Below are 23,269 nucleotides of genomic sequence, written 5' to 3' on the forward strand. Positions count from 1 at the left end.
AGTCATGCGAATTCGGATCGTCGGCACGGGCGTGATGGGCCGCGGGATCGCGCAGTGGGCCGTCGTGGCCGGGCACATCGTGGAACTGGCGGACGCGCGGCCCGAATCCGTCGGCGAGGCGCACGAGTTCGTGCGGTCGATGCTGGACCGTGCCGTGCAGAAAGGCCGGATGGCCGCCGGGGAGGCGGAGGCCGCGGTGGCACGGCTGGTGCCGGTGGACTCCCCCGGCAAGCCCGGCGACGACGTCGAGCTGGTGATCGAGGCCATCCGCGAGGACCTCGACACGAAGACGGCGCTGTTCGGCGAGCTGGAACGGGTCCTGCCCGCGGGCACGGTGTTCGCCAGCAACACCTCGTCCCTGCCGATCACCCGGATCGCCGCGACACTGGCCGACCCGTCACGGCTGGCCGGGCTGCACTTCTTCAACCCGGTGCCGCTGATGAAGATCGTCGAGGTGATCCCCGGCGCGAAGACGCGGCCGGAGATCGTCGAGACCCTCACCGGGCTGGTCCGCGAGACCGGGCACCGCGCCGTCGTGGTGGCCGACACGCCGGGCTTCCTGATCAACCACGCGGGCCGGGGCCTGGTCACCGAGGCGCTGGCGCTGCTGGAGGAGAACGTCGCCGAACCCGCCGTACTCGACCGCATCGCCCGCGACGTGCTCGGCCTGCGCATGGGGCCGTTCGAGCTGATGGACCTCACCGGGCTCGACGTCACCGCCGCGGTGATCGAGTCGGTGTGGGAAGGCTTCCGCTACTCCGAACGTCTGCGGGCCTCGTACCTGACGCCGAACCGCGTCGCCGCCGGGCTGCACGGCCGCAAGACCGGCCGCGGCTGGTACGACCACGGCGGCGAGCCGCCCGCCGAGCCGCCGGTCACCGGTGACTCCGCGCGCCCGGTGTACGTCGCCGAGCGCGCGATCCAGGACACCCTGGCCGAGTCCGGCGCACGCGTCGTCACCACCCTGACGGACGAGGCGGTCGTGCTCGTGCCGACATGGGGCACGACGGTCGCCGCCGCGATCGCCGAACAGGGCCTGCCCGCTGCGCGCACGTTCGGCGTCGATCCCCTGTCGCTGGCATCCGGGCGGCGCGTCCTCGCGGTCACCCCGGCGTCGGACCTTCCGGCCGCGCAGGACGCCGCGGCGGTGCTTTCCCTGGGAGACAAGAGGGTCTCGGTCATCCGGGACACCCCGGGGTCGGCCGCCCAGCGGCTGCTCGCGTCCATTGTGTCCGTCGCGTGCTCGATCGCCGAGCGCGGCATCGCCGCGCCGGCCGACCTCGACCTCGGTGTCACCACGGGCCTGGGCTACCCGTCCGGCCCGCTGGCGTGGGGCGACCAGGTGGGCGCCGACCGGCTGCTCGCCCTGCAGCGCGCGCTGCACGAGACCACCGGCGACCCGCGCTACCGGCCCACCCGCTGGCTCACCGAACGCGCGCAGCTCGGCCTGCCGCTGACCACCCCCGCCGCCACCCTGTAAGGAGAGTTTTCCATGCTGGCAAGGGATTTCGGGCTTACCGAGACCCAGCGCGACTTCCGCGCGATGGCCGCGGAGTTCGTCGACGCCGAGATCGTGCCGAACGCGCGCGACTGGGACCGCGCCGAGTCGGTCGACACCGGGATCGTGCGGCGGCTCGGTGAGCTGGGCTTCCTCGGGCTGATGGTGCCGGAGACCTACGGTGGCGTCGAGGCGGACATGCTGTCCTACATCCTCGTCACCGAGGAGCTCGGCCGCGGCGACTCCGCGGTGCGCGGCATCGTCTCGGTGTCGCTGGGCCTGGTCACCAAGACGATCGCGGCGTACGGCACCGAGGAGCAGAAGCAGGAGTGGCTGCCGCGGCTCGTCAGCGGCGAGGCGCTCGGCTGTTTCGCGCTCACCGAGCCGGGCACGGGTTCGGACGCCGGATCGCTGTCGACCTCGGCCAAGCAGGACGGGTCCGACTGGATCCTCAACGGCGGCAAGATGTTCATCACCAACGGCACGTGGGCCAAGGTGGCGCTGACCTTCGCCCGCACCAGCGAGAAGGGCGTCACGGCGTTCCTCGTGCCCACCGACTCCCCCGGGTTCACGGCGAAGGAGATCAAGGGCAAGCTGGGCCTGCGCGGCCAGGCGACGGCGGAGCTGACGTTCGACAACGTCCGCATACCGGACTCCGCACGGCTCGGGGAGGTCGGCCGCGGCCTCGGCATCGCGCTGGGCGCGTTATCTCGGGGCCGGATCTCGGTCGCGGCGGGTTCGGTCGGCGTGGCCCAGGCGGCGCTCGACGCCGCGACGCGGTACGCGACCGAGCGGGAGCAGTTCGGCAAACCGATCGCGTCGTTCCAGCTGGTGCAGGAGCTGCTGGCGGACGCGGCCGTGGACGTGCAGAGCGCGCGGCTGCTGACCCACCACGTGGCGCGGATGGCCGACGCCGGCATCGCGCCGAAGGACTACGCGGTGGACGCCTCCGCGGCGAAGTACTCCGCGAGCGAGACGGCGGTGCGCGTCACGAACAACTGCCTGCAGGTCTTCGGCGGGTACGGGTTCATCGACGAGTACCCGGTGGGCAAGTACGTGCGCGACGCCCGGGTGCTGACGTTGTACGAAGGCACCAGCCAGGTGCAGAAGCTGATCATCGGACGTGACCTGACCGGGGTGAACGCCCTGGCGTAGCGCGTCCACCCCGGTGTGCGTCAGAGCCGTTCGACGATGGTCGCGTTGGCCAGCCCCCCGGCCTCGCACATCACCTGCAGGCCGTAGCGGCCTTCGCGCTGTTCGAGCACCGAGAGCAGCGTCGTCATCAGGCGGCCGCCGCTGGCGCCCAGGGGGTGCCCGATGGCGGTGGCGCCGCCGTTGACGTTCACCTTGGCGGGGTCCGCGCCGGTCTCGGCGAGCCAGGCGAGGACGACGCTGGCGAACGCCTCGTTGACCTCGAAGGCGTCGATGTCGGCGAGCGACAGCCCGGCGCGGTCGAGCACCTTCGCGGTCGCGGGGATGATGCCGGTGAGCATGAACAGCGGGTCGTCGCCGACGACGGCGAAGCTGTGCAGCCGGGCGCGCGGTGTGAGGCCGAGCTGCCGCGCGGTGTCGCCGCTGGTGATCAGCACGGCGGAGGCTCCGTCGTTGATGGGGGACGAGTTGCCCGCGGTGACCTTGAAGTCCAGCTGCGGGAAGCGCTCGTGCCAGATGTCGGCCTCGAAGGCGGGTTTGAGGCCGGCGAGGACGTCGGTGGTCGTGCCCGGCCGGATCGACTCGTCCCGGTTGACCTGCACCAGCTCCCCGTCCTTGCCGGGGGCCTTGAGCGGCACGACGTCCCGGGCGAAGCGCCCCTCGGCCCAGGCGCTCGCGGCCCGGCGATGGCTTTCCGCGGCGAACTCGTCGAGCTGTGTGCGGGAGAGGTGCCAGCGGTCGGCGATGAGCTCGGCGCTGATCCCCTGCGGCACCAGCCCCTCGGGATACCGCGCGCTGATCTCAGGTCCGAGAAAGTCCCGCCCGGCGGCTTGGCTGCCGATGGGCACGTGACTCATCGACTCGATCCCGGACGCGATCACCACGTCGTAAGCACCTGCCAGCACCCCCTGGGCGGCGAAGTGAATCGCCTGCTGCGACGACCCGCACTGCCGGTCGACGGTGACGGCGGGCACGGACTCGGGCAACCCCGCGGCGAGGGCGGCCCAGCGTGCCGTGTTTCCGCTCTGCTCCCCGATCTGCCCGACAGCGCCACTGATCACGTCGTCGATGCGCGAGCCGTCGATGCCCGTCCGTTCGACCAGCGCCCTGATCGCGTGGGCGTGCAGGTCGACCGGATGCACCCCGGCGAGCGCCCCGCCGGCCTTCCCCTTGCCGACCGGCGTCCGCACCGCGTCGACGATGACTGCGTCCCGCATGGGAGTCCTCCTTGCCCGAGTTGAGAAGCTACTCCCCGGTATACGCTGCTACGTTGGATTCCACAACTCAGTGTGGCGCACTCCCCCGTTCGCCACTCACCGTGACGGCGCGGCCCCTATATCGCAACCGCCCGTACAGCCAGAAACCACCCCCCGGTTCAGGAGGCCGGAGGCATGGGCTAATCTCTTTTCCAGCAAGTCCGAGTGGCGGAATGGCAGACGCGCTAGCTTGAGGTGCTAGTGCCCTTAACGGGCGTGGGGGTTCAAGTCCCCCCTCGGACACAGTTTCGTGGCAACCGTGCCACATCTGACGTATCAGTGCCAGAAGGCACTTCAACACCACGCCGTGGCCTCCAAGCCACGGCTTCGTGCTTTCCGGCGGCGGTCATCGTGACCGGCCCCGTCATCACTCCCCTGGCCGTCCCGTCCGCTGCTGCGCGGGCGAAGATCCCGATTCGCGCCATGGGCCGCCGGGTTCTGCCGTTACCGACTTTGGCGACACCGCGCACCTGCGATGTCGTGTACGGGCTGTCCGCTGTGGACTGCCGGGGCCGGATCGCTGATCGTGCCGTCGTCGCCGCGCTCGGCTGGTGCCCCGGCACCCTCCTGGGGATCCGCGAAGCCCACGGCCTGCTCGTCGTGCGGCCCACCCCGCATGGTCCGGTGAGCGTGACGCCGCCGGGGTATCTGCGCCTGCCCGCCGCGATCCGCCACTCCAGCCAGCTTTCGCCCGGGGATCGGCTCCTGCTCGCGGCCTACCCATCTCACGACCTGCTCATCGTCCACCCACCCGCAGCGCTCGACGAACTACTGACACCGCACCACCGCGACCTGCTGGCGGTGATCCCGTGAACGAACAGCAGGTGCCCCGAGACCACGCCGCCCTCGACGCCGCGAAAGTTCTGCTGACCCGGCTGGGCCTCTCCCCCGAAGACCTCCTCGCCAGCGTGTCTCCGCGCCCGCCAGTGCCGACCTTTGCCGAGTACATCCCCGTCGTGGCCGCAGCGGTCTCCGAGGGTGCCCGGCGCGTGTACGGCAGCTACTGGAACCGCATCGAGCACGCCTGGGGTCCCCGGCGCCTCGACGAACCCACTCCTACCGAGATCAAGCAGCTTGTCGAGCACACCAAGGCCAACGTCGTACCGCGCCGCAACGGCCGCGGCGGACGCAGCGCAGGCGAACACCTCATCGCCGCCCTGCGCTGCCTCTACCGCCACGCCGAAGACGACCACCTCATCGCACCCGCCGCCAACCCCGCCGCCAAAGTTCCCAAACCCCGCCGCCTACCCTCCACCCGGCGCGCAGTCGCCGACAACCGTCTGGCCGAGATCAACCGTGTTGCCGCCACCACCGGCAACGACCCGGTCCTCGACTGCCTCATCCTGCGCCTGCACACCGAAACCGCCTGCCGCCGCGGCGGCGCCCTCGCCCTCCGCCCCCACGACCTCGACCCCGCCCAATGCCTGATCTTCCTCCGCTAAAAAGGCGAAACCACCCGCTGGCAACCCGTCTCCCCCACCCTCATGACCCACCTGCAACACCACGCCCGCGAACGCCATGCCCCACCCGACGGGCAACTCCTCCGCTACAGCGACGGCCGCCCCATCACCGCCCGCCGCTACGACCACCTCTGGCACCGCATCGGAAGGCACCTGTCCTGGGTCAGCGCCCAAGGCATCTCCACCCACTGGCTCCGCCACACCACCCTCACCTGGGTCGAACGCAACTTCGGCTACGCCATCGCCCGCGCCTACGCCGGACACGCAGAAACAACCGGAGACGCCGGAACCACCACCACCTACGTCCGCGCCAGCCTCACCGAAGTCGCGGCCGCCCTCGCCGCCCTCACCGGGGAAGCGCACCCGTGCGCTTGAAAGCGCAGCTCGTGTCTCGCAGAGGATGGTGGCGGCCCGAGTTGGCACGATGACCGGCTGCAGGTTCCTATCTCAGGGCGCGTGTGCACGCCCTGAGATAGGAACTGCACTCAGCCATCTACCGCTGGCCAGGACGCTCTACTGATCACCTGGCCGCCGGTCACCAGGGCGAAAGGAAACTACCGCTTCGCCGGAGCACCAGTCAGACTCCCGCAAGCACCCGCTGCAGGTGCTCGGCGACCTGGTGGCGTGCCACCTGGGTCTGCTCGCCGGAGGCCATGTCGCGGATGGTGACTTGGCCGTTGGCCTGTTCTTCGGGGCCGTAGATGAGGACGGTGCGGGCGTGCTGATCGTTAGCCCATTTCAGCTGCCGACCAAGTTTGCCCGAGGTGCCGAGGTACACCGCCGTCCGCAGCCCGCGGCCGCGCAGCTCCCCGGCGAGGCGCAGGACGTCGTCTTCGGCGCCGAGGACGGTCAGGGCCACCTCGAGCCCGCGAACCTCGGCGTCGTGGGCGGTCTGAACGGCGAGGATACGTTCGATGCCGATGGAGCCGCCGCAGGCGGGCAGGTCGGGGCCGCCGAGTTTGGCGACGAGGCCGTCGTAGCGGCCGCCGGAGGCGATGGAACCGGGGTAGCCGGGGGCGGTGACTTCGAAGATCGGGCCGGTGTAGTAGTCCAGGCCGCGCACCATGCGCGGAGTGAACGCCACCCGCCCCGCGGGCAGGCCCGCGGTGAGCTCGAGCAGCCGGTCGACCTCGGCCAGGCCGATGCGGCCGCGGTCGGTAGTAGCGAGCCGGGCCCGCATTCCGGCCTCATCACCGACGATGTCCTCCACCAGAGTCTTCGCGGTGTCCGAGTCGAGGCCGCGTTCGGCGAGTTCCTCGATGACCTGCTGCGGCGGGGTCTTGTCGAGCTTGTCGAGGCTGCCCAGCACGCGCAGGCCGAGTTCCTCGGGGACCTGGTAAGCGTCCAGCAGTCCGTAGAGGGCCCGGCGGCTGTTGATCAGGAATTGGAACTCGGGGACGCCGAGCGCGGTGAGGGCGTCGTTGATCGCCCACACGGTGTCGGCGTCGGCAAGAGGGGAGGAGGAACCGACGGTGTCGATGTCGCACTGGACGAACTCGCGGAAGCGGCCCTGGGCGGGGCGGTCGGCGCGCCAGACCGGGCCGATGGCGTAGCGCTTGTACGGGGAGGGCAGCTGCGAGCCGTAGGTGCCGATCACCCGGGCGAGGGGGACGGTGTGGTCGTAGCGCAGGGCGAGATCAGCCTCGCCGGTAGCTTCGTGGACGCCGCGTTTGAGGATCTTGAAGATCAGGGCGGAGGCTTCCTCACCGAGCTTGCCAGCGAAGACCTCGAGCCGTTCGAACGCCGGGGTCTCGAGCGGGTCGAACCCATAGCGCTCGAACACGTCGCTGACGGTGGCGAACGCGGCCGTGCGGCGGCGGACCTCGTCGGCGAGGAAGTCGCGGGTGCCTGAGGGCGGTTCGGCCGCCTGCGCCATGACCGGTAGTCCTTCACGTGGTGCTGGTGTTGCTGACCGTCACGACGGTACCGGTCCGGTTCCCGCCCAGGTCAGGCGGTCTGCCAGGAGCGGATCCACAGCTCGACGGCCAGCAGATTGACCAGCGGCCACAGGCTCGCCCCGCTGTGCCCAAGGGCGGCGGCCATCGGCGCGTCCAGGGCGAGCTGGGGTCGGATGACGCCCAGCCGCGGTACCAGCACCTGCAGGAGCACGACCAGCCCGTAAACGGCGTACTTCAGACCCAGCGGATCGTGATCGCGCTCCAACACGACAGCGATCGGTATATCCGCCGTCGTCACCTCTTCCACCAGCACGGGCAGGCGCTCCGGCCGCAGCCAGCTCAGGTGCAGCGTGAACGGCACCACCGCCGCTGGCCCGAGATCGCGGGTCCGGGCGAGCACGTTGTGCAGGCCGGCCCGATTATCCTCGGCGATGTAGCCGGCGCCAGCCGAGCAGAGACAAGCCAGTCACGGCGCGAGGAGTCTCCGTGGGTAAATCTCCCGGCTCGCGCAGTGTCCATCCGTACTGATTGAGACAGATACGAAATGACTTGAACTGGCTGGGCTGACGCATCCGAGATCGGCGACCGCTGGATGGGGAACGCCATGGACGCCTTCCACATCTTCTTCAGCTCGGCCAGCCTGGCGAACTGGCGAACGGTCGGACCTTGCAGCGTCGGCGGGATCTCTTGCGCTGGTGCGAGAAACTCCCCCGCGAACTGATTGGCCTGCCGTTCCTGGTCCTCGTGCGGAAGCTCGTGCATCAACAGATATCCGAGTTCGTGAGCGAGGGTGAAGCGCTCACGATCCGGCGCGAGGCCGCGATTGCCAGGATCACTGGCGACTCCCCCGGACCTCCACGAACTCCCTGCGTCCTGGGCACTGGTGCCGAGATCTTCCAAGGGCCCAGACAAGAAGGATGCCTCTGGTCCGCCAGAGTCCTCAGCAACGCCCGTCAGCAGAACAGGACTCACGATCGACGGCAGGTGAACCACCAAGAGCAGCTTCTAGCCCAATCACGCGTAGGTGGTGGTCGACGCCCGAGTGCTGTCAGTCCACCGTTGAGCGGCGTCGAGGAAGACGGCGTCACGCCAGACGCCGTACCGCTGCCGGGCAATGTCCCAGGGTCGGCCCAGCTCAGGAGCCAGGAGTCCAAGTCTCTACCTGGTTCTTACAAGGTTTGCGCTCTGGAGCTGCACGCAACACTGACCGACGATCGCGGTGTAGTCGTTCAGCTCTCGCACCGTGTGAAAGGCCCCCGGTATGTTCGCCGCTCCACGCTCGGTCGTCCTCCAGCCGACCACTTCCTGCAACCTCGACTGCCGGTACTGCTACCTGCCGCTCCGGCGCGAACACCTGACCATGTCCTCGACGGTCGCACGAGCCGTCGCCGAGTCAATCCGGCCGTGGACGGAGGCCGGGACAGTCGAGGTCTGCTGGCACGGCGGCGAGCCGCTGACGCTGGGGCCGAAGCGGCTCGCGCTCCTGATGGACTGCTTCACAGGCCTCGACGTGGCTCACGGCGTCCAGACGAACGCCACTCTCATCACCGACGAATGGTGCGACCTGTTCGAGGCGTACGACGTACACGTCGGCGTCAGCGTGGACGGATACGCCGGCGACACCCCGAGCCGAGTGGACCGTCAGGGGCACGCGCCTTACGAACGCATCCTGCGGGGCATCGACCGGCTGCGCGAACGGGGCCACCCTTTGTCGATCATCGCCGTGGTATCCGACCCGACCGTGGAGCGGGCCCGGCGGCTGTACGACTTCGCGGTCGAGATCGGCGCCGCGTCGCTCGGGGTGAACATCGAGGAGACCGAGGGCGTCAACCTCACCTCGAACGCCCACGACCTCCAGACGGTGATGGCCTTCTGGGCCTCCCTCACCCGAGCCTGGCAGGCCAACCCAGTGGTGCGGGTGCGTGAACTGGAAAGTGCGCTCGGGTTCGTGGGTTCCGTGCTGCGCTGGCCCGGCAACCCACCGATGACGAGGCTCGATCCGCTACCGACAGTCGCCTACGACGGCGCGGTCACGCTGATCTCACCGGAACTCGCCGGGTTCGACTCTCCCCGGCACGGGCCACTGTCCTGCGGAAACGTCCTGGACGCCCAGCTGGACGAGCTGATCCACGCCGCATGGGACACGTGTTGGGTGCTCGAGTTCTTGGCAGGGGTCAAGGCGTGCCAGACCACCTGCCCCTACTTCGCCTTTTGCGGCGGGGCGCACCCAGCGAATCGGTACTTCGAACACGGTCGCTTCGACATCGCGGAGGTGCAGGAACGGATCATCGAGGCGCGCGCGAAGGGATGGGCCCAGGTGCACGACAGCGTCGAAGCCGGAATCTCGGCCATGGCCGCACCGCTGATCACCGAGGGCGGCGCCCCGCCCGCCGGGGTCGTCAGCATCGCGGGCCCGAGTGTTCACCTCACCGCGGCCCGCATGGACGAACTGGCTCCGAGCCTGCTCGCCACGGCCGCGGAGCTTTCCCAGCTCGCCGACGGGCTCTCGCAGGAACTGCGCACCCAGAAGGAAGTGGACGTGATCCACCAGTCCAGGCGGGAGAAAGCCAGCGAACCCGCCTGACCGGCGGCCGGACTGTCCGAAAGGCCGAGCTCACGCCTGCTTCCGGGCGTCGTTCCCGACGATCGCGTTGCGCAGGACTCCCAGGCGCTCGACTTCGACCTCGACGACGTCCCCGGCGCGCGAGGGTGCGCGCCATGCGCCGGCTCCGCAGAAGTACGCGGTCCGGATGTGACAGTCCGCGAGGTCCACGACGGCCGAAGCGACGGACAGGCCATCCTCTCCCTTCGAAATTCCTCGGATGACCGAGAACTCGCGGACGTCAGCGCCGCACTCGACTCGGCACGTCTGCTCGGGAATCCTCAACGGAGCACCGCTGCTCCGGCAGCACAACGACGACATGCTGCCGGAACTGTTGCCCCACAACCGCCGAGCCGCCCCTGCTTGCCGAGACCCACACCGCCCGCACCGCCGCTTCCGAGGAGATCCCTGTCCGGCGCGGTTACCGTGTGACCATGTCGGTGCACGGTCTGACCCGTTTCTCGACCGAAAACCTTCCGCGGGCGCTCCGGCTCGCCGGCTGGGAAGGCCACAACTCACGCTCCCTCGTGGGTCTCAGCGCCCGGCCGACGGACGACCGGCCCTTCGCCGGAACGGAGGTCAATCTCTGGCTGCCGCGGGTGCAGCTGGCCAGGGTCAGCGGCTCCCCGCATGTCGTGGAGCGGGACACCCGGCGGATCGCCGCCGAGCCCGGCGAAGGGGTGGTCGTCTACTTCCCGCTGAGCGGGAACAGCGAGTTCTTCCACCGCGACGGCTGCCTGCCGCTCTTCCCGGGACGGGGCCTCGTCTGCGACGCCGACCAGCCGTTCCGGCGGGTCTTCGCACGGGGGCTCACCGAACTGGTGCTGAAGGTTCCCCGAGCGGCCTTGCGCGAGACGACGGGGCGATCCGGGCTGGCCGAACCACAGGTCTTCGACTTCCGCGGTGCCGCACACGCCCTCGCGCTGGCCTCCTCGGTGGCCAAGGCGCTCCAAGGGGCGCCGGCAGACTGGGAGACTCTGGAGTCGACCACGCTGGAACTGCTCGCCGCGGTGCTCGGTGAGGAAGTCCCGGACCGCAGTCACATCGCGGCCGCTCATCTTTACATCGCGGCGCACCTGGGCGAACCGGACCTGTCCGCGGGCCGGATCGCCGCCGCGATCGGGTACTCGGAACGCCAGCTGTCGCGGTTGTTCGCCGAGTCGGGGCAAAGCGTGCCACAGGCGGTACTGGCCGCACGACTCGACGCGGTCCGCCGGGTCCTCGCCGACCCGGCCAGCGCCGGCACGACGCTGGCCGAGCTCGCCGGCCGGTACGGCTTCGCCTCGCAGGCGCACTTTTCGCGCACCTACCGGGCGCGGTTCGGAGTCACGCCCCTGCAGGACCGCCGCGAGCTGCTCAACGGCAGGCTTTTGCCTGTTTCCGCCGTCCCGGGCCGGCCCACGCCACGCGGCGCCCGCGGCTGCCACGGTGTTCCGCAGTGCACCGGCGACGTGGCCGGGGCAGCCGAGGAGGAGCAGCAGGCATGGTGAACTTCCACGACGGGCTCGCCGAGACCACCACCCCGACGACCGCGACGGTCGAGACGGACGTGCTGGTCGTCGGATCCGGCCCCGCGGGCGCCTCGGCGGCGCTCTTCCTGTCCACACTGGGCATCCCCAACATCATGATCACGAAGTATCGCTGGACGGCGAACACGCCGCGAGCACACATCACCAACCAGCGCACCATGGAGATCTTCCGCGACGTCGGCGTCGAACAGCAGGTCCTCGCCGACGCCACCCCGCACCACCTCATGGGCGACACGGTGTTCTGCACCTCGGTCGCCGGCGAGGAGATCGGCCGGATCCTGACCTGGGGCACCCACCCCGCCCGGCACGCCGACTACCGGCTGGCCTCGCCGTCGCTCAACTGCGACATCCCGCAGACCTACCTCGAGCCGATCCTGGTCCGCAACGCAACCATGCGCGGCACACAGACGCAGTTCAGCACTGAGTACCTCGGACACACCCAGGACGACGACGGCGTGGACGTGCGCGTGCTCAACCGGCTCACCGGCACCGAGTACGGGATCCGCGCGAAGTACCTCATCGGCGCGGACGGTGCGCGGTCGAAGGTCGCCGCGGACCTCGGCCTTCCCCACGAGGGGCAGATGGACATCGCCGGCTCGATGAACATCACCTTCAAGGCCGACCTGGCGCCGCTGTGCGGACACCGGCCGTCAGTGCTGTACTGGGTGATCCAGCCGGGGGCGGACGTCGGAGGCATCGGCGCGGGCCTGGTGCGCATGGTCCGGCCCTGGCACGAGTGGCTGATCGTGTGGGGCTTCGACATCACCCAGGGCGTGCCCGAGGTGTCCGAGGACGACGCCCTGCGGATCGTGCGCAACCTCGTCGGTGACCCCCTGCTCGACGTCGAGATCACCGGGATCTCCTTGTGGGGCAACAACGAGCAGTACGCCACCAGCCTGCACCGGGGCCGTGTCTTCTGCGCCGGGGACGCCGTGCACAAGCACCCGCCGAGCAACGGGCTCGGGTCCAACACTTCGATCCAGGACTCCTACAACCTGGCCTGGAAGCTCGCCGCCGTCCTGAACGGACACGCCGGGTCGGCTCTGCTCGACACCTACACCGCCGAGCGGGCTCCTGTCGCGCGCCAGATCGTGTTGCGGGCGAACAAGTCCGCCCGGGAGTTCGGCAAGCTGTTCGAGGCGCTCGGCCTCGACACCGCCGACACCGCGGAACAGATGCGGGCGAGCATCGAGGAACGCAAGGCGGCCACCCCAGCCGGCGCCGCCAAACGCGCCGCGGTGCGCGAGGCGATGGAACTGAAGAACTACGAGTTCAACGCCCACGGTGTCGAGATGGGCCAGTACTACGAGTCCACGGCCGTCGTTGCCGACGGCACCCCCCGGCCCGAACCGCGCCGCGACCCCGAGCTGTACTACGAACCGTCGACCTACCCGGGAGGGCGGCTGCCGCACGCCTGGGTCGGCGACAACGAACACAAGCGCTCCACGCACGACCTCGCGCCCTACGGCCGCTTCACCCTGTTCACCGGCATCACGGGCGAGGCGTGGACGGCGGCGGCCCGGAAGGTGGGTGACAGGCTGGGTGTTCCGGTGGAAACCGTGGTGATCGGGCCCGGGCGCGACGTCACCGACCTGTACTTCGACTGGGCGGGGTTGAGCGGAGTGGCGGAGGACGGCGCGGTGCTGGTGCGGCCGGACAAGCACGTCGGGTGGCGCATCCGCTCCCTTCCCACCGACCCCGAAGCGCAGCTCACTGACGCGCTGACGCGCGTCCTCAGCCGGGAGAAGGACACGAGTATGGCACCAGGCGCCTGAGATGGAATTGCGGAACCTGCGGCACTTCGCCGCCGTCGCGGACACGCTGAACTTCCGCGTGGCCGCGGAGCGGCTGCACCTGAGCCAGCCCGCGCTCACCCGGTCGATCGCGGCCCTGGAGCGCGAGCTGGGCGTTCAGCTGTTCGTCCGCGACAAGCGGCACGTGGAGCTGACGACCCACGGCACCCAGCTGCTGGAACGGGCGCGGACGATCCTTTCCGGTGCCGACGAGCTGGCCTACACCGCGCACGCGCTGTCGGCCGCCTCCAGCCGGCGCCTGCGCGTCGGCATCTACGGCAACGGGCTGGCCGAACTCACCCACCCCGTGCTGCGGACCTTCTGCGACCGCTACCCGGACACGGCGCTGGAGGTGCGCGACGCCGACTTCGCGCACGGCATCGATCCGCTCTTCTCCGGCCAGTTCGACGTCGCCCTGCTGCGCTCGCCCGTGCACCTGCCGGTCCTGCGCACCGTGCCGCTGTTCGACGAACCCATGGTGGTCCTGGTGCCCGAGGGCGACCCTCGGGCGAGCACCGGGGCGGCCGACGTCAGCGACTTCTTCGCCGACCCCTGGGTGGCGCACCCGCCGCGCATTCCGGCCGAGTGGGGCGCTTCGTGGCTGTTCGTCGAACAACGCGGGGGCACGTCTGCGACCATCGGCGGTTACGCCCGCAACGAGACCGAGTACTTCGCCGCGGTGGCCTACCGCCGGCTGATCGCCCTCGCTCCGGCCTCCGCGCCACGCGGGACCCGCCATCCCGGGGTCCGCGCGGTGCCCCTCCGCACCCGGCACCTCCTGCCTGCCGCGGTCGTCCATCCGGCCACCGCGTTCCACCCCGGTGCCGTGGCGTTCGCCGAGATCGCCGCTTCAGTCGTGCGCCGCTCACTGCACCTGGTCCCTGGGGCCGAGGCCCCCTCGCCGGCACGCTGAGCCGCGAGCGGCCTGATGCACCGCGTGCATCAGGAAGTGCAGAAGTGGCATTGGACCAGGTCCGCGGGCTGGGCGACGCTGTGCGGGCGGCGCCGAGGCCGGTCCGGCCCTGCCGCAGAACGCACTCCGGCACCAGGGTCAGACAGGAGCTTCCCGTGTCCACTCCCCCCGTCATCGTCGCCGGTGGCGGCCCTGTCGGCCTCGCGACCGCCTTCGGCCTCGCCCGGGCCGGGGTTCCCGAGGTGCTCGTGATCGACCGGGACACCTCCGTCGGGACCTCGCCGCGGGCGATGGTCTACCTCTTCCCGGTCCTGGAAGGGTTCGACCGGCTCGGGCTGCTCGACGACCTGAAGGCCGAGGCCGTGCGCGGGCCCGGCGTGACCTTCCTCGACCACGAAACCGGCGAGCACTTCCCGCAGCTCGTCGACACTCTCGAAGGCGTGGTCGCACACCCGTACGCGCTCCACATCGGACAGGACCAGGTCAGCGAGATCCTGCTGCGCCGCCTGGCCGACTTTCCCGGCGTGCAGGTCCGGTACGGCACCGAACTGAGCGGACTCGCCCAGGACGACGACGGCGTCTCCGTGCACCTGCGCACCACTGCGGGTGAAGAGACGGTGCGGGCCGGCTGGCTCGTCGGCGCCGACGGGGCACACAGCACCGTGCGGCGCAGCCTCGGTCTCGGATTCGAGGGGTTCACCTGGCCCGACCGGTTCATCTCGACGAACCTCCGCTACGACTTCACCGCGCACGGACTGCCAATCGCGAGCTGGCGCATCGACCAGGTCTACGGCGCGGTGATCGCCCTGATCAACGACTCGGGCCTGTGGCGGTTCACCTTCCGCGAGGCCGGCGACCTGCCCGACGAAGGGCTCGAGCAGCGGATCCACGAGCACTACGCCACGGCACTGCCGGGCGGTGGGGACTACGAGCTCGTGCAGTTCGCGCCCTACCGCATCCACCAGCGGGCGGCCACGACCTTCCGCGCCGGCCGGGTGCTCCTCGCCGGCGACGCCGCCCACCTCACGAACCCGATCGGCGCACTCGGCCTCACGACGGGGTTCCTCGACAGCTTCGTGCTCAGCGAGGCGCTGGCGGCCGTCGTCACCGGACGAGCCGACGAGACCGTGCTCGACGCGTACGCCCACGCGCGCCGCCAGGTGTTCCTCGACCTGGTCTCCCCCCGCGCTACGCAGACCAAGCGGCTGGTGTTCGACACACCCCCCGGGCCGGCGAAGGAGGCCGCACTGGCACACCTGCGGCACCTGTCCAGCGATCCTGACGCCCGTCGCGAGGACCAGCTCACCATGCGGGCCATGGCGACGCCATCGCTGCTCGGTTCCGCGAGCGGCCGGTGAGCACCCGGCGTGGCTTCTGGATCACCGGTGAGGTGGTCGCCGGCGTGCAACGCGGCCCCATGTGGGTCGAGGAGCTGGCTCCGGAGGGCACCGGGCAGCGCGTCCCGGTCGTGCTCGTCCACGGGGGCGGCGGCCAGGGCACCGATTGGCTGCTCACGCCCGACGGCCGTCCCGGCTGGGCACCGCTGCTCGCCGCCGCCGGTCACCGGGTGTTCGTCGTCGACCGGCCGGGCCACGGCCGTTCGCCGGCCGACCCCGCCGTGCTCGGTCCACTGGCACCCACCTTCGGCGAGGAGAGGCTGCGTGAGCTGTTCCTCGGTCCCGCCAACACCCGGTGGCCCGGCGCCGCGGACGGTTCCGACGAGATCTTCGCCCAGTTCGCTGCCTCGCAGGGACCGTCGGCGACCGACACCGCGGCGGCGCACGCCCTGGAGCGCGACCGGCTGACCGCACTGCTGGAGCGGACCGGACCCGCCGTTCTGCTGGCCAGTTCCGCGGGCGGCCCCGGTGCCTGGCTGGCCGCCGACGCACGGCCGGAGCTCGTTCGCGCCTTCGTCGCCGTCGAGACGCTCGGGCCCCCCTTCACGGGACAGCCCGGCACCCCGTTGCCCTGGGGCCTGGCGGCGGCACCGTTGACCTACGACCCGCCGATCTCCGATCCCGGGCAGCTGCACACGCACACAGACCCCGCCGGCCCCGTGCCCAAGGTGCTGCAGGAGGAACCCGCCCGGCGGCTGGCGTCCCTGGCCCGGCTGCCGATCGCGGTGGTGACCGCCCAGGCCTCGCCCTTCCGGCTCTTCGACGGCCACCTCGTGGAGTTCCTCACGCAGGCTGGCTGCTCCCCCGCCCTGCTGCGCCTCGAGAACGCCGGCATTCACGGGAACGGCCACGGGATGATGCTCGAGAGCAACAACGCCGAGGTCCTCGCCGTGATCACCGGCTGGCTCGCCGACCGCGGGCTCGACGGCCCCGAGGGCACCGGCTTCCCGCCCGGTACCGACAACCCGGATGCCTCCCCACGGCCCGTCGACGACGACGGCCGCCGACCGAAGGAGAACAGATGCGCACCTTCCTCCGGAGCCGAGCCTGGCCGGTCGCGGCCGGAATCCTCACGCTGATCGGCCTGACCGCCTGCGGTACCGGCACCGTCGGCTCCAGCGGCGGCGGGACTTCCGCCGCCCCCGCGTCCGGTGCGGCCCGGGACGCCCTCGCCGCCGCCTACACCGGGGTGACGGGCGCACCACCCACGGAACCGGTACCCGTCCGGTCCGGGGTCAAGGCCTGGGTCATGAGCTGCGGCCAGGAACTGCCCACCTGCTCGACGTCCGCGGACGCGGTGCGGGAGGCCACCGGCGCGATCGGCTGGGACACCAGCATCTGCGACGGCAAGCTCAACCCCGACGGGTGGTCCTCCTGCATCCGCCAGGGCGTGGCCCAGCACGCGGACGTCATCTTCGTCATCGGCCAGGACTGCTCCAGCTTCGAGGGCCCGCTGCGGGAAGCCCGCGACGCGCACGTGACCACCATCGGTGTGGGCGCCAACGACTGCGACGCGCAGGGCGGCGAGAAGCTGTTCAGCGCCACCACGCAGCGCTTCGACGGCATGAGCAACCAGCAGTGGTGGAACAAGCTCGGCGCCCTGCAGGCCGACTACCTCATCGGGCGCACCAACGGCTCGGCGAAGGTGCTCGAAGTCAGCTTCGCCGACTCCCTGTGGGGCCGGTGGATCAAAGAGGGGCTGGAGGCCCGGCTGGCCACCTGCCAGGGCTGTTCCGTGGTGCAGCAGCTGCAGCTGACCAACGCTGACGTCTCTTCGGGGGCGCTCGGGCAGAAGTTCTCCTCGGCACTGGTCAAGGCCACCGGCGTCAACGCCGTCTCGGTTCCGCTGGACGCCTGGTTCCCGTCCGGCATCTCCCAGGGCATCCAGTCCTCCGGCCGCACCGATCAGCTGACCGTGGTCGGCGCGTTCGGCCAGCAGGCCAGCCTCGACCTGATCCGGGGCGGGCAGGGCGAAGACGCCACGGTCGCCTTCGACCAGATCTGGGACGGCTGGAGCGCCGTCGACACCGCGCTGCGCGTGCTGGCCGGGCAGCAGGTGCGGCCCGCGGGCATCGGGCTGCAGGCCGTCGACGCCGACCGCAACCTGCCCGCGGCCGGTCAGCCGTTCGGCTACGTCCCGGCGGTCGACTTCCGGGCGCTGTACCGGAAGGTGTGGATCCGCGGATGACAGCGCCGGCACCCGCTCTCGCCGCCCACTCGGTCACCAAGACCTTCGGCGGTACCGTCGCGCTCGGCGGGGTCGAGCTGACCGTCCGCGGCGGCACCATCCACGCACTGCTGGGCGGCAACGGCTCCGGCAAGTCGACGCTCATCAAGTGCCTGGCCGGGGTGCACCGGGCCGACAGCGGTGTCGTGACCGTCCAGGGCCGGACCCTGGAGCTCGCCGGCATGGCTCCGCCCCGGGCGCGGGCGGCCGGGTTGCGCTTCGTGCACCAGGACCTCGGGCTGTTCGACGACCTGACAGTCGCGGAGAACTTCGCCCTCGAAAGCGGTTTCCCGCTCGCCGCGGGTGGCCGGATCCGGTGGCCGGCGCTGCACCGCCAGGTCGCCGCGGTCCTCGACGACTACGACCTGCGGGTCCGCCCACGCGACGTCGTGGGGTCGTTACGGCCCAGCCAGAAGACGATGGTCGCCGTCGCCAGGGCCCTGGCCGACCAGGTCGCCACCGAGCACGTGCTGTTGCTGGACGAACCGACCGCCACGCTGCCGGAGAAGGAGTCGCGGGAGCTGATGGCGGCGCTGCGGCGGCGCGCCGACCGGGGGCAGACGATCGTGCTGGTCAGCCACCGCCTCGGCGAGGTCGAGCACGTGGCCGATGCCCTCACGGTGCTGCGCGACGGGCGGGTCGTCGGCGAGCACAGCGGGCCGGGACTGCGAGCGGCGGAGATCTCGGCGCTGATCGCCGGCGAGCGGTTCGCGGAACCGGCCCACCGCACGCGGTCCTCGCACGCCGGCGGACCGGTACTGGTGACGGCCCGGCTCAGTGCCGGTGGCGTGCACGAGGTGAACCTGACCGTGGGCCGCGGCGAGATCGTCGGTCTCGCGGGCCTGGCGGGCGCCGGGAAGTCGACGCTCCTGCGCGCCGTCTTCGGCGACGTGCCGGTGACCGGCGGGTCGATGCGTCTCGCCGGTCACCCCTACGCTCCCCGTTCGCCGCGCGACGGCCTGGCCGCCGGTGTCGGCCTCGTTCCCGAAGACCGCCACGCCGAGGGCGTCTTCGCCGACCTGACCGTGCGGGAGAACGCTTCCGCCCCCGTGCTGTCCCGGTACTGGCGCCACCGGCTGTACCTGGACCGCCGGAGCGAACGGCGGGAGACCGAAGCGCTCGTCGCACGCCACGCCGTGCGGGCCGACGGGATCGAACTGCCGGTCGGCAAGCTGTCCGGCGGCAACCAGCAGAAGCTGGTGCTCGCGGCCCGGATGCGCCGGGACCCGTCACTGCTGCTGCTCGACGAGCCGACCCAGGGTGTCGACGTGATGTCCCGGGCGGAGATCTACGAGACCTTGCGGGACCTGGCGGCGCGCGGCTGCGGGATCCTCGTGGCCTCCACCGACCTCGACGAGCTGCTCCTGCTCTGCGACCGGATCCTCCTGCTCGCGGGCGGCACCGTCACCGGCGAGTTCGACCCGGCCGCGACCCGGCGCGACGAGATCGCCTCCGCCGTACTCGGCACCGAGCCACCCCCATCCACCTCCACGAGGAACTGAGCCGATGCCCCCGTCTTCCAGCTCCGCCCCGTCCACCGCCCCCGCGGCGCCACCCGGCGACGCACCCGCGCCCCGGCCCCCGTCGGCCGCCCTGCACCACCTCGAACGGCTCGCGTTGCCAGCGCTGCTCGTCCTCGTGGTGCTGTTCTTCTCCGTCTTCCCGGTGACACGGGGCCTGTTCCCCACCACCGCGAACATCAGCGTGGTGCTGGCCAACCAGTCCGTGGTGCTGCTGGTCGCCGGCGCCCTGCTGTTTCCCCTGATCTGCGGGCACTTCGACTTCTCGGCCGGGGCCAACGCGGTGTTCTCCAGCGTGGTGTGCGCCGCCGCGATGAGCCGCTTCGGGCTGCCCGCGTGGGCGGCCTGCCTGCTCGCGCTGGCCGCCGGGGCGCTCGTCGGCTTCGTCAACGGTGTGGTCGTGGCCCGGTTCCGCATGAACGCCTTCGTCTCGACGCTGGGCATGGCGACCGCGCTCAACGGGATCGTCCAGTGGTACACCGGCGGCCTCGCGATCATCGGGATCGACCGCGGGATGACGGCCTTCGGCTCGACCACCTGGCTCGGCCTGCCGCTGGTCGTGTTCGTCGTCCTGGTGGTGCTGGTGCTGGCCTGGTACGTCCTGACGCACACGCCCTACGGCCGGTCCCTCTACGCCCTCGGCTCCAACCCGCGCTCGGCCGTGCTGGTCGGCTTGCCGCAACGCGGCTACACGCGGGCCGCCTTCGTGCTCTCCGGCGTGCTCGCCGCGATCGCCGGGATCGTGCTCACGGCGCGGACGGGCGGGGCCAATCCCGACAGCGGCACCTCGCTGCTGTTCCCCGCGCTCACGGCGGCGTTCCTCGGGACCACCGGCTTCCAGCCCGGGCGGTTCAACGTTCCGGGCACCGTCGTCGGGGTGCTGTTCGTCGCGGCGAGCGTCTCGGGCCTGACGCTCAGCGGCGCGGACAGCTGGGTGGACCAGCTGTTCAACGGCGTCGCGCTGCTGGTGGCGGTCGGCCTGTCGAGCTACCTGCGACGGCGCCGCGAAGGCTTGGCCGGCTGACCGCCGGAGGAAGGGCGCGCCGCGGTCAGGCTCGGTCCGCTCCGGTCAGCCGTATCCGGACGTCGGCGCGCCGGATCTTGCCCACCGGGGTCTTCGGGATGCCGGGCCACAGCTCGAAGAGCCGGGGGACCTTGTACTTCGCCAGCCGTTCGCTCAGGAACCCGCGGATCTCCTCGATGTCGGGTACCGCGCCGGCGGCCGGCACGAGGACGACGGCGACCCGTTCGCCCCACACCGGATCGGGAACCCCGACCACGACCGCCTCCGCCACGGCGGGGTGGGCGAGCACCGCCTGCTCGACCTCGACCGGGTCGACGTTCTCGCCGCCGGTGATGATCGTGTCCTTGAGCCGGCCGACGATCACGAGGTCCCCGTCGGGGTCGACGTAACCGCGGTCGCCGGTGTGCAGGCCATCGGCGCGGAAGGTTTCCCGCGTCGCGCCGGGTCGGTTCCAGTACCCCGGGGCCACGTGCGGCCCGGTGACCACGATTTCGCCGACTTCCCCATCGGGCAGCTGCGCACCGTCGCGGTCCACGACACGCACTCCGGTCAAGGGCGCGGGAGGACCGGACGAAGCCGCCTTGCCCGCGACGTCGTCCGGGCGCCGGAAGGTGACCGACGGTCCGGCCTCGCTCAGCCCGAAACTGGCGATCACCGGCACTCCCCTGCCCTGCCACCGCGCAGCGGCTTCCGGCGCCAGTGGCGCCCCACCGCTGAGCACCCACCGCAGCGACCGGACCCGTTCTCCGTCGAACCCCGGCGCCTGCTCGACCAGGGCCAGCATGGTGGGAACCGCGAACATGATGGTCACCCCATACGTCTCGATCGCCTCGAGGCACTCCCCCGCGTCGAACCCGCGCTGGAGCACCACGGTGGCGCCCTTGTACAACGTGTTGGTGGCCAGCGTGTTCAGCGCCGCCGTGTGGAACAACGGCGTGTTCACCAGCGCGACGTCGCCGGAGACGATGTCGAGCCCCAGCAACGTGTTCAGGCTGTTCCAGTGCAGCGCGCGGTGAGTGAGCACCACGCCCTTCGGTCTGCCGGTCGTGCCCGAGGTGTAGCAGATGACCGCCGCGTCGTCCGGACCGACGTCGACGGCTTCGCCCGGGGCGCCGGCGGGGCCGGGCGCGGCGGCCAGGTCCACCACCGGCGGCAGACCCGGCACGTCACCCGACCACACCTGGCGCGCTTCGGCTCCGGCGCACACCACGACGGGCGTCGCGTCGGCCAGCACGAACTCCAGCTCCGGCACCGGTGACGCGACGTTCACCGGCACGAAAACCGCTCCGATCCGCGAGCAGGCGTAAGCGGCCACGAGCAGTTCCGGCCGGTTCTCGCTCACGCACAGCACCCGGTCGCCCCGGCTCACTCCCCTGGCCCGCAGGACATCCGCGAACCAGCCGATGCGCGTGCCCACGTCGCCGTAGGTGAGCGTGTGCCCCTCGTGCACGATCGCCGGGCGGTGCGGCTGGCGCTCCGCGCGCCGTTCGACCAGCTCGCCGTAGCGCAGACCCCAAGCATCCATGGCCGTCGCTCAGATCGGGTAGTGCCGGCTGCCGGCCTGGATGGTGAGCCATCTCAGCTCGGTGAACTCCTCCAGCGCGGCCCGGGAGCCGAACCGCCCGAACCCGCTGTCGCCCACGCCGCCGAAGGGCATCTGGGGTTCGTCGTGGACGGTCGCACCATTGATGTGGCAGATGCCGGACCTGATCCGCTTCGCCAGTTCGAGCGCGCGGGCGACGTCGGTGCTGAAGACGGCGCTCGACAACCCGTACCGCGTGTCGTTGGCGATGGCGACCGCGTCGTCCTCGGAGCCGGCTTCGATGACCGAGGCGACCGGCCCGAAGGATTCTTCGTGGTAGATCCGCATCTCCGGTGTCACGCCGCGCAGGACCGTCGGCTCGAAGAACAGGCCGTTGCGCGCACCTCCGGCCAGCAGCCGGGCTCCCTTGCCCGTGGCGTCCTCGATGAGCGCTTCGACGTGCGCACAGGCCTGCTCGTGCACCATCGGCCCGATCTCGGTACCGGGATCGGCCGCGTCGCCGATCTTCAGGGCACCGGCGCGGGCGGCCAGCCGCCGGGTGAACTCGTCGAGCACCTCAGCGGCGACCACGATCCGCTCGGTGGACATGCAGATCTGCCCCTGGTTCATGAAGGCGCCGAAGACGGCCGCGTCCACCGCCGCGTCCAGGTCGGCGTCCCGCAGGACGAGCATCGGCGCCTTGCCCCCGAGCTCCAGCAGCACCCGCTTGAGGTGCTTGCCGGCCAGCTCGCCGATGATCCGGCCGACGCGGGTGGAGCCGGTGAAGTTGACGCGCCGCACGGCGGGGTGGGCCACCAGCCGCTCGACGATCGCGGGTGCGTCCGCGGCGTCGTTGGTGACCAGGCCGATCGCCCCGGCGGGCACACCCGCGTCGTGCAGGGCGCGGGCGATCTCCGCGTGGGTGCCCGGTGTCTGTTCGGACGCCTTGAGGATCACCGGGTTCCCGTAGGCCAGTGGCATCGCCACGGCCCGGACTCCCAGGATCAGCGGCGCGTTCCAGGGGGCGATGCCCACGGTGACCCCGGCGGGCTGGCGGACCCCCAGCGCGGTCAGCCCGGGCACGTCCGAGGGGATCACCTCTCCCACCGCCGAGTAGGTCTGCGCGGCGGCCTCACGGAGCATGCCGACCGCCACGTGCAGGTTGAACCGGCACCACCCGGAGGCCGCGCCCATCTCGCGGGACATCAGCGCCGTGATGTCGTCGCCGCGTCCGGCGAGCACCCGGGCCGCCTCCTCCAGGACGTCGCGGCGCTGCCCCGGGGTGGTCGCGGCCCAGGTGTCGGCGGCCGCGGCGGCCGCTTCGACCGCCCGGTCGACGTCCTCACCGGTCGCGGCCGCGACCCGGGCGACGGTTTCGCCCGTGGTGGCCTGCGTCGTGGTGATCGTCGCGCCCGACGCGGAGGGTTTCCACTCCCCGCCGACGAGGAGCCGGACATCGTGCGGCTGTTCACTCATCA

Annotated in this window: 21 protein-coding genes and 1 tRNA gene; 15 read left to right on the plus strand and 7 right to left on the minus strand. The window is 71.1% G+C overall.

Translation table 11 applies throughout. The features are described from left to right. Window positions 1–4: 4 nt before the first annotated feature. Entirely contained in the window at window positions 5–1,480 is a 1,476-nt protein-coding gene (locus FHX82_RS26770) for a 3-hydroxyacyl-CoA dehydrogenase (RefSeq protein ID WP_145937863.1), read from the plus strand. Between the two features lie 12 nt (window positions 1,481–1,492). Further along, the gene (locus FHX82_RS26775) at window positions 1,493–2,653 is read left to right on the plus strand and encodes an acyl-CoA dehydrogenase family protein (protein WP_145937864.1); all 1,161 of its coding nucleotides are present in this window, start codon (window positions 1,493–1,495) and stop codon (window positions 2,651–2,653) included. Between the two features lie 20 nt (window positions 2,654–2,673). On the opposite strand, the gene FHX82_RS26780 is transcribed toward FHX82_RS26775, so the two are convergent. After that, complete coding sequence (locus FHX82_RS26780; protein WP_145937865.1) at window positions 2,674–3,867, minus strand: thiolase family protein; 1,194 nt, start codon at window positions 3,865–3,867, stop codon at window positions 2,674–2,676. Window positions 3,868–4,065: 198 nt separating this feature from the next. Here FHX82_RS26780 and FHX82_RS26785 point away from each other — a divergent pair. The 4 genes from FHX82_RS26785 (at window position 4,066) to FHX82_RS38090 (ending at window position 5,741) form a co-directional block, all read left to right on the plus strand. Next, window positions 4,066–4,149, plus strand: a tRNA-Leu gene (locus FHX82_RS26785). A gap of 108 nt (window positions 4,150–4,257) precedes the next feature. After that, window positions 4,258–4,719 (plus strand): AbrB/MazE/SpoVT family DNA-binding domain-containing protein, encoded by a 462-nt coding sequence (locus tag FHX82_RS26790; RefSeq protein ID WP_229880250.1) that lies wholly within the window; start codon window positions 4,258–4,260, stop codon window positions 4,717–4,719. After that, window positions 4,716–5,348: a hypothetical protein gene (locus tag FHX82_RS38085; RefSeq protein WP_373308533.1), complete on the plus strand. Its 633-nt coding sequence runs from the start codon at window positions 4,716–4,718 to the stop codon at window positions 5,346–5,348. Before FHX82_RS26790 ends, FHX82_RS38085 begins: the two co-directional genes overlap by 4 nt. Window positions 5,349–5,390: 42 nt before the next feature. Then, window positions 5,391–5,741: a site-specific integrase gene (locus FHX82_RS38090; protein ID WP_315851416.1), complete on the plus strand. Its 351-nt coding sequence runs from the start codon at window positions 5,391–5,393 to the stop codon at window positions 5,739–5,741. 202 nt (window positions 5,742–5,943) lie between these two features. Here FHX82_RS38090 and hisS read toward each other — a convergent pair whose 3' ends face one another. From hisS to FHX82_RS38095, 3 genes are all read right to left on the minus strand, one after another. Then, entirely contained in the window at window positions 5,944–7,242 is a 1,299-nt protein-coding gene (gene hisS / locus FHX82_RS26800) for a histidine--tRNA ligase (RefSeq protein WP_145939139.1), read from the minus strand. A gap of 71 nt (window positions 7,243–7,313) precedes the next feature. Further along, on the minus strand, window positions 7,314–7,664 hold the full coding sequence (locus FHX82_RS26805; protein WP_145939140.1) for a hypothetical protein: 351 nt from the start codon (window positions 7,662–7,664) through the stop codon (window positions 7,314–7,316). After that, window positions 7,604–8,257 carry an ImmA/IrrE family metallo-endopeptidase gene (locus tag FHX82_RS38095; protein WP_191303880.1) on the minus strand — a complete coding sequence of 218 codons (654 nt, stop codon included), beginning with the start codon at window positions 8,255–8,257 and terminating at the stop codon, window positions 7,604–7,606. Before FHX82_RS38095 ends, FHX82_RS26805 begins: the two co-directional genes overlap by 61 nt. A 268-nt stretch (window positions 8,258–8,525) precedes the next feature. Between FHX82_RS38095 and FHX82_RS26815 the strand changes: the two genes are divergently transcribed. After that, window positions 8,526–9,848: a radical SAM protein gene (locus FHX82_RS26815; protein ID WP_145939141.1), complete on the plus strand. Its 1,323-nt coding sequence runs from the start codon at window positions 8,526–8,528 to the stop codon at window positions 9,846–9,848. A 30-nt stretch (window positions 9,849–9,878) separates the two neighbouring features. Here the strand turns inward: FHX82_RS26815 and FHX82_RS36640 are convergent, their stop codons facing one another. Next, the gene (locus tag FHX82_RS36640; protein WP_221216564.1) at window positions 9,879–10,151 is read right to left on the minus strand and encodes a fumarylacetoacetate hydrolase family protein; all 273 of its coding nucleotides are present in this window, start codon (window positions 10,149–10,151) and stop codon (window positions 9,879–9,881) included. Window positions 10,152–10,300: 149 nt separating this feature from the next. On the opposite strand from FHX82_RS36640, the gene FHX82_RS26825 reads away from it, so the two are divergent. The 8 genes from FHX82_RS26825 to FHX82_RS26860 all read left to right on the plus strand — a co-directional run bounded on the left by FHX82_RS26825 (window position 10,301) and on the right by FHX82_RS26860 (window position 20,269). Further along, window positions 10,301–11,356 carry an AraC family transcriptional regulator gene (locus tag FHX82_RS26825; RefSeq protein ID WP_145939142.1) on the plus strand — a complete coding sequence of 352 codons (1,056 nt, stop codon included), beginning with the start codon at window positions 10,301–10,303 and terminating at the stop codon, window positions 11,354–11,356. Next, the gene (locus FHX82_RS26830) at window positions 11,350–13,170 is read left to right on the plus strand and encodes an FAD-dependent oxidoreductase (protein WP_145939143.1); all 1,821 of its coding nucleotides are present in this window, start codon (window positions 11,350–11,352) and stop codon (window positions 13,168–13,170) included. Before FHX82_RS26825 ends, FHX82_RS26830 begins: the two co-directional genes overlap by 7 nt. Window position 13,171: 1 nt before the next feature. Beyond that, entirely contained in the window at window positions 13,172–14,101 is a 930-nt protein-coding gene (locus FHX82_RS26835) for a LysR family transcriptional regulator (protein WP_145939144.1), read from the plus strand. A 155-nt stretch (window positions 14,102–14,256) separates the two neighbouring features. After that, window positions 14,257–15,459 carry an FAD-dependent oxidoreductase gene (locus FHX82_RS26840; protein WP_183176853.1) on the plus strand — a complete coding sequence of 401 codons (1,203 nt, stop codon included), beginning with the start codon at window positions 14,257–14,259 and terminating at the stop codon, window positions 15,457–15,459. Then, the gene (locus FHX82_RS26845) at window positions 15,456–16,577 is read left to right on the plus strand and encodes an alpha/beta fold hydrolase (RefSeq protein WP_229880251.1); all 1,122 of its coding nucleotides are present in this window, start codon (window positions 15,456–15,458) and stop codon (window positions 16,575–16,577) included. Before FHX82_RS26840 ends, FHX82_RS26845 begins: the two co-directional genes overlap by 4 nt. Continuing rightward, window positions 16,520–17,686 carry a substrate-binding domain-containing protein gene (locus tag FHX82_RS26850; RefSeq protein ID WP_145939146.1) on the plus strand — a complete coding sequence of 389 codons (1,167 nt, stop codon included), beginning with the start codon at window positions 16,520–16,522 and terminating at the stop codon, window positions 17,684–17,686. Before FHX82_RS26845 ends, FHX82_RS26850 begins: the two co-directional genes overlap by 58 nt. Next, window positions 17,683–19,227 carry a sugar ABC transporter ATP-binding protein gene (locus FHX82_RS37850; protein WP_145939147.1) on the plus strand — a complete coding sequence of 515 codons (1,545 nt, stop codon included), beginning with the start codon at window positions 17,683–17,685 and terminating at the stop codon, window positions 19,225–19,227. The genes FHX82_RS26850 and FHX82_RS37850 overlap by 4 nt, the downstream gene beginning before the upstream one ends. Window positions 19,228–19,231: 4 nt before the next feature. After that, window positions 19,232–20,269 carry an ABC transporter permease gene (locus FHX82_RS26860; RefSeq protein WP_183176854.1) on the plus strand — a complete coding sequence of 346 codons (1,038 nt, stop codon included), beginning with the start codon at window positions 19,232–19,234 and terminating at the stop codon, window positions 20,267–20,269. A 25-nt stretch (window positions 20,270–20,294) separates the two neighbouring features. On the opposite strand, the gene FHX82_RS26865 is transcribed toward FHX82_RS26860, so the two are convergent. Together FHX82_RS26865 and FHX82_RS26870 are read right to left on the minus strand one after the other, a co-directional pair. Beyond that, window positions 20,295–21,794: a class I adenylate-forming enzyme family protein gene (locus FHX82_RS26865; RefSeq protein WP_145933559.1), complete on the minus strand. Its 1,500-nt coding sequence runs from the start codon at window positions 21,792–21,794 to the stop codon at window positions 20,295–20,297. 9 nt (window positions 21,795–21,803) lie between these two features. Further along, on the minus strand, window positions 21,804–23,267 hold the full coding sequence (locus FHX82_RS26870) for an aldehyde dehydrogenase family protein (RefSeq protein WP_145933558.1): 1,464 nt from the start codon (window positions 23,265–23,267) through the stop codon (window positions 21,804–21,806). Between the last annotated feature and the right edge of the window lie 2 nt (window positions 23,268–23,269).

The sequence above is a fragment of the Amycolatopsis bartoniae genome (assembly GCF_014191255.1).
Lineage (GTDB): Bacteria > Actinomycetota > Actinomycetes > Mycobacteriales > Pseudonocardiaceae > Amycolatopsis_E > Amycolatopsis_E bartoniae.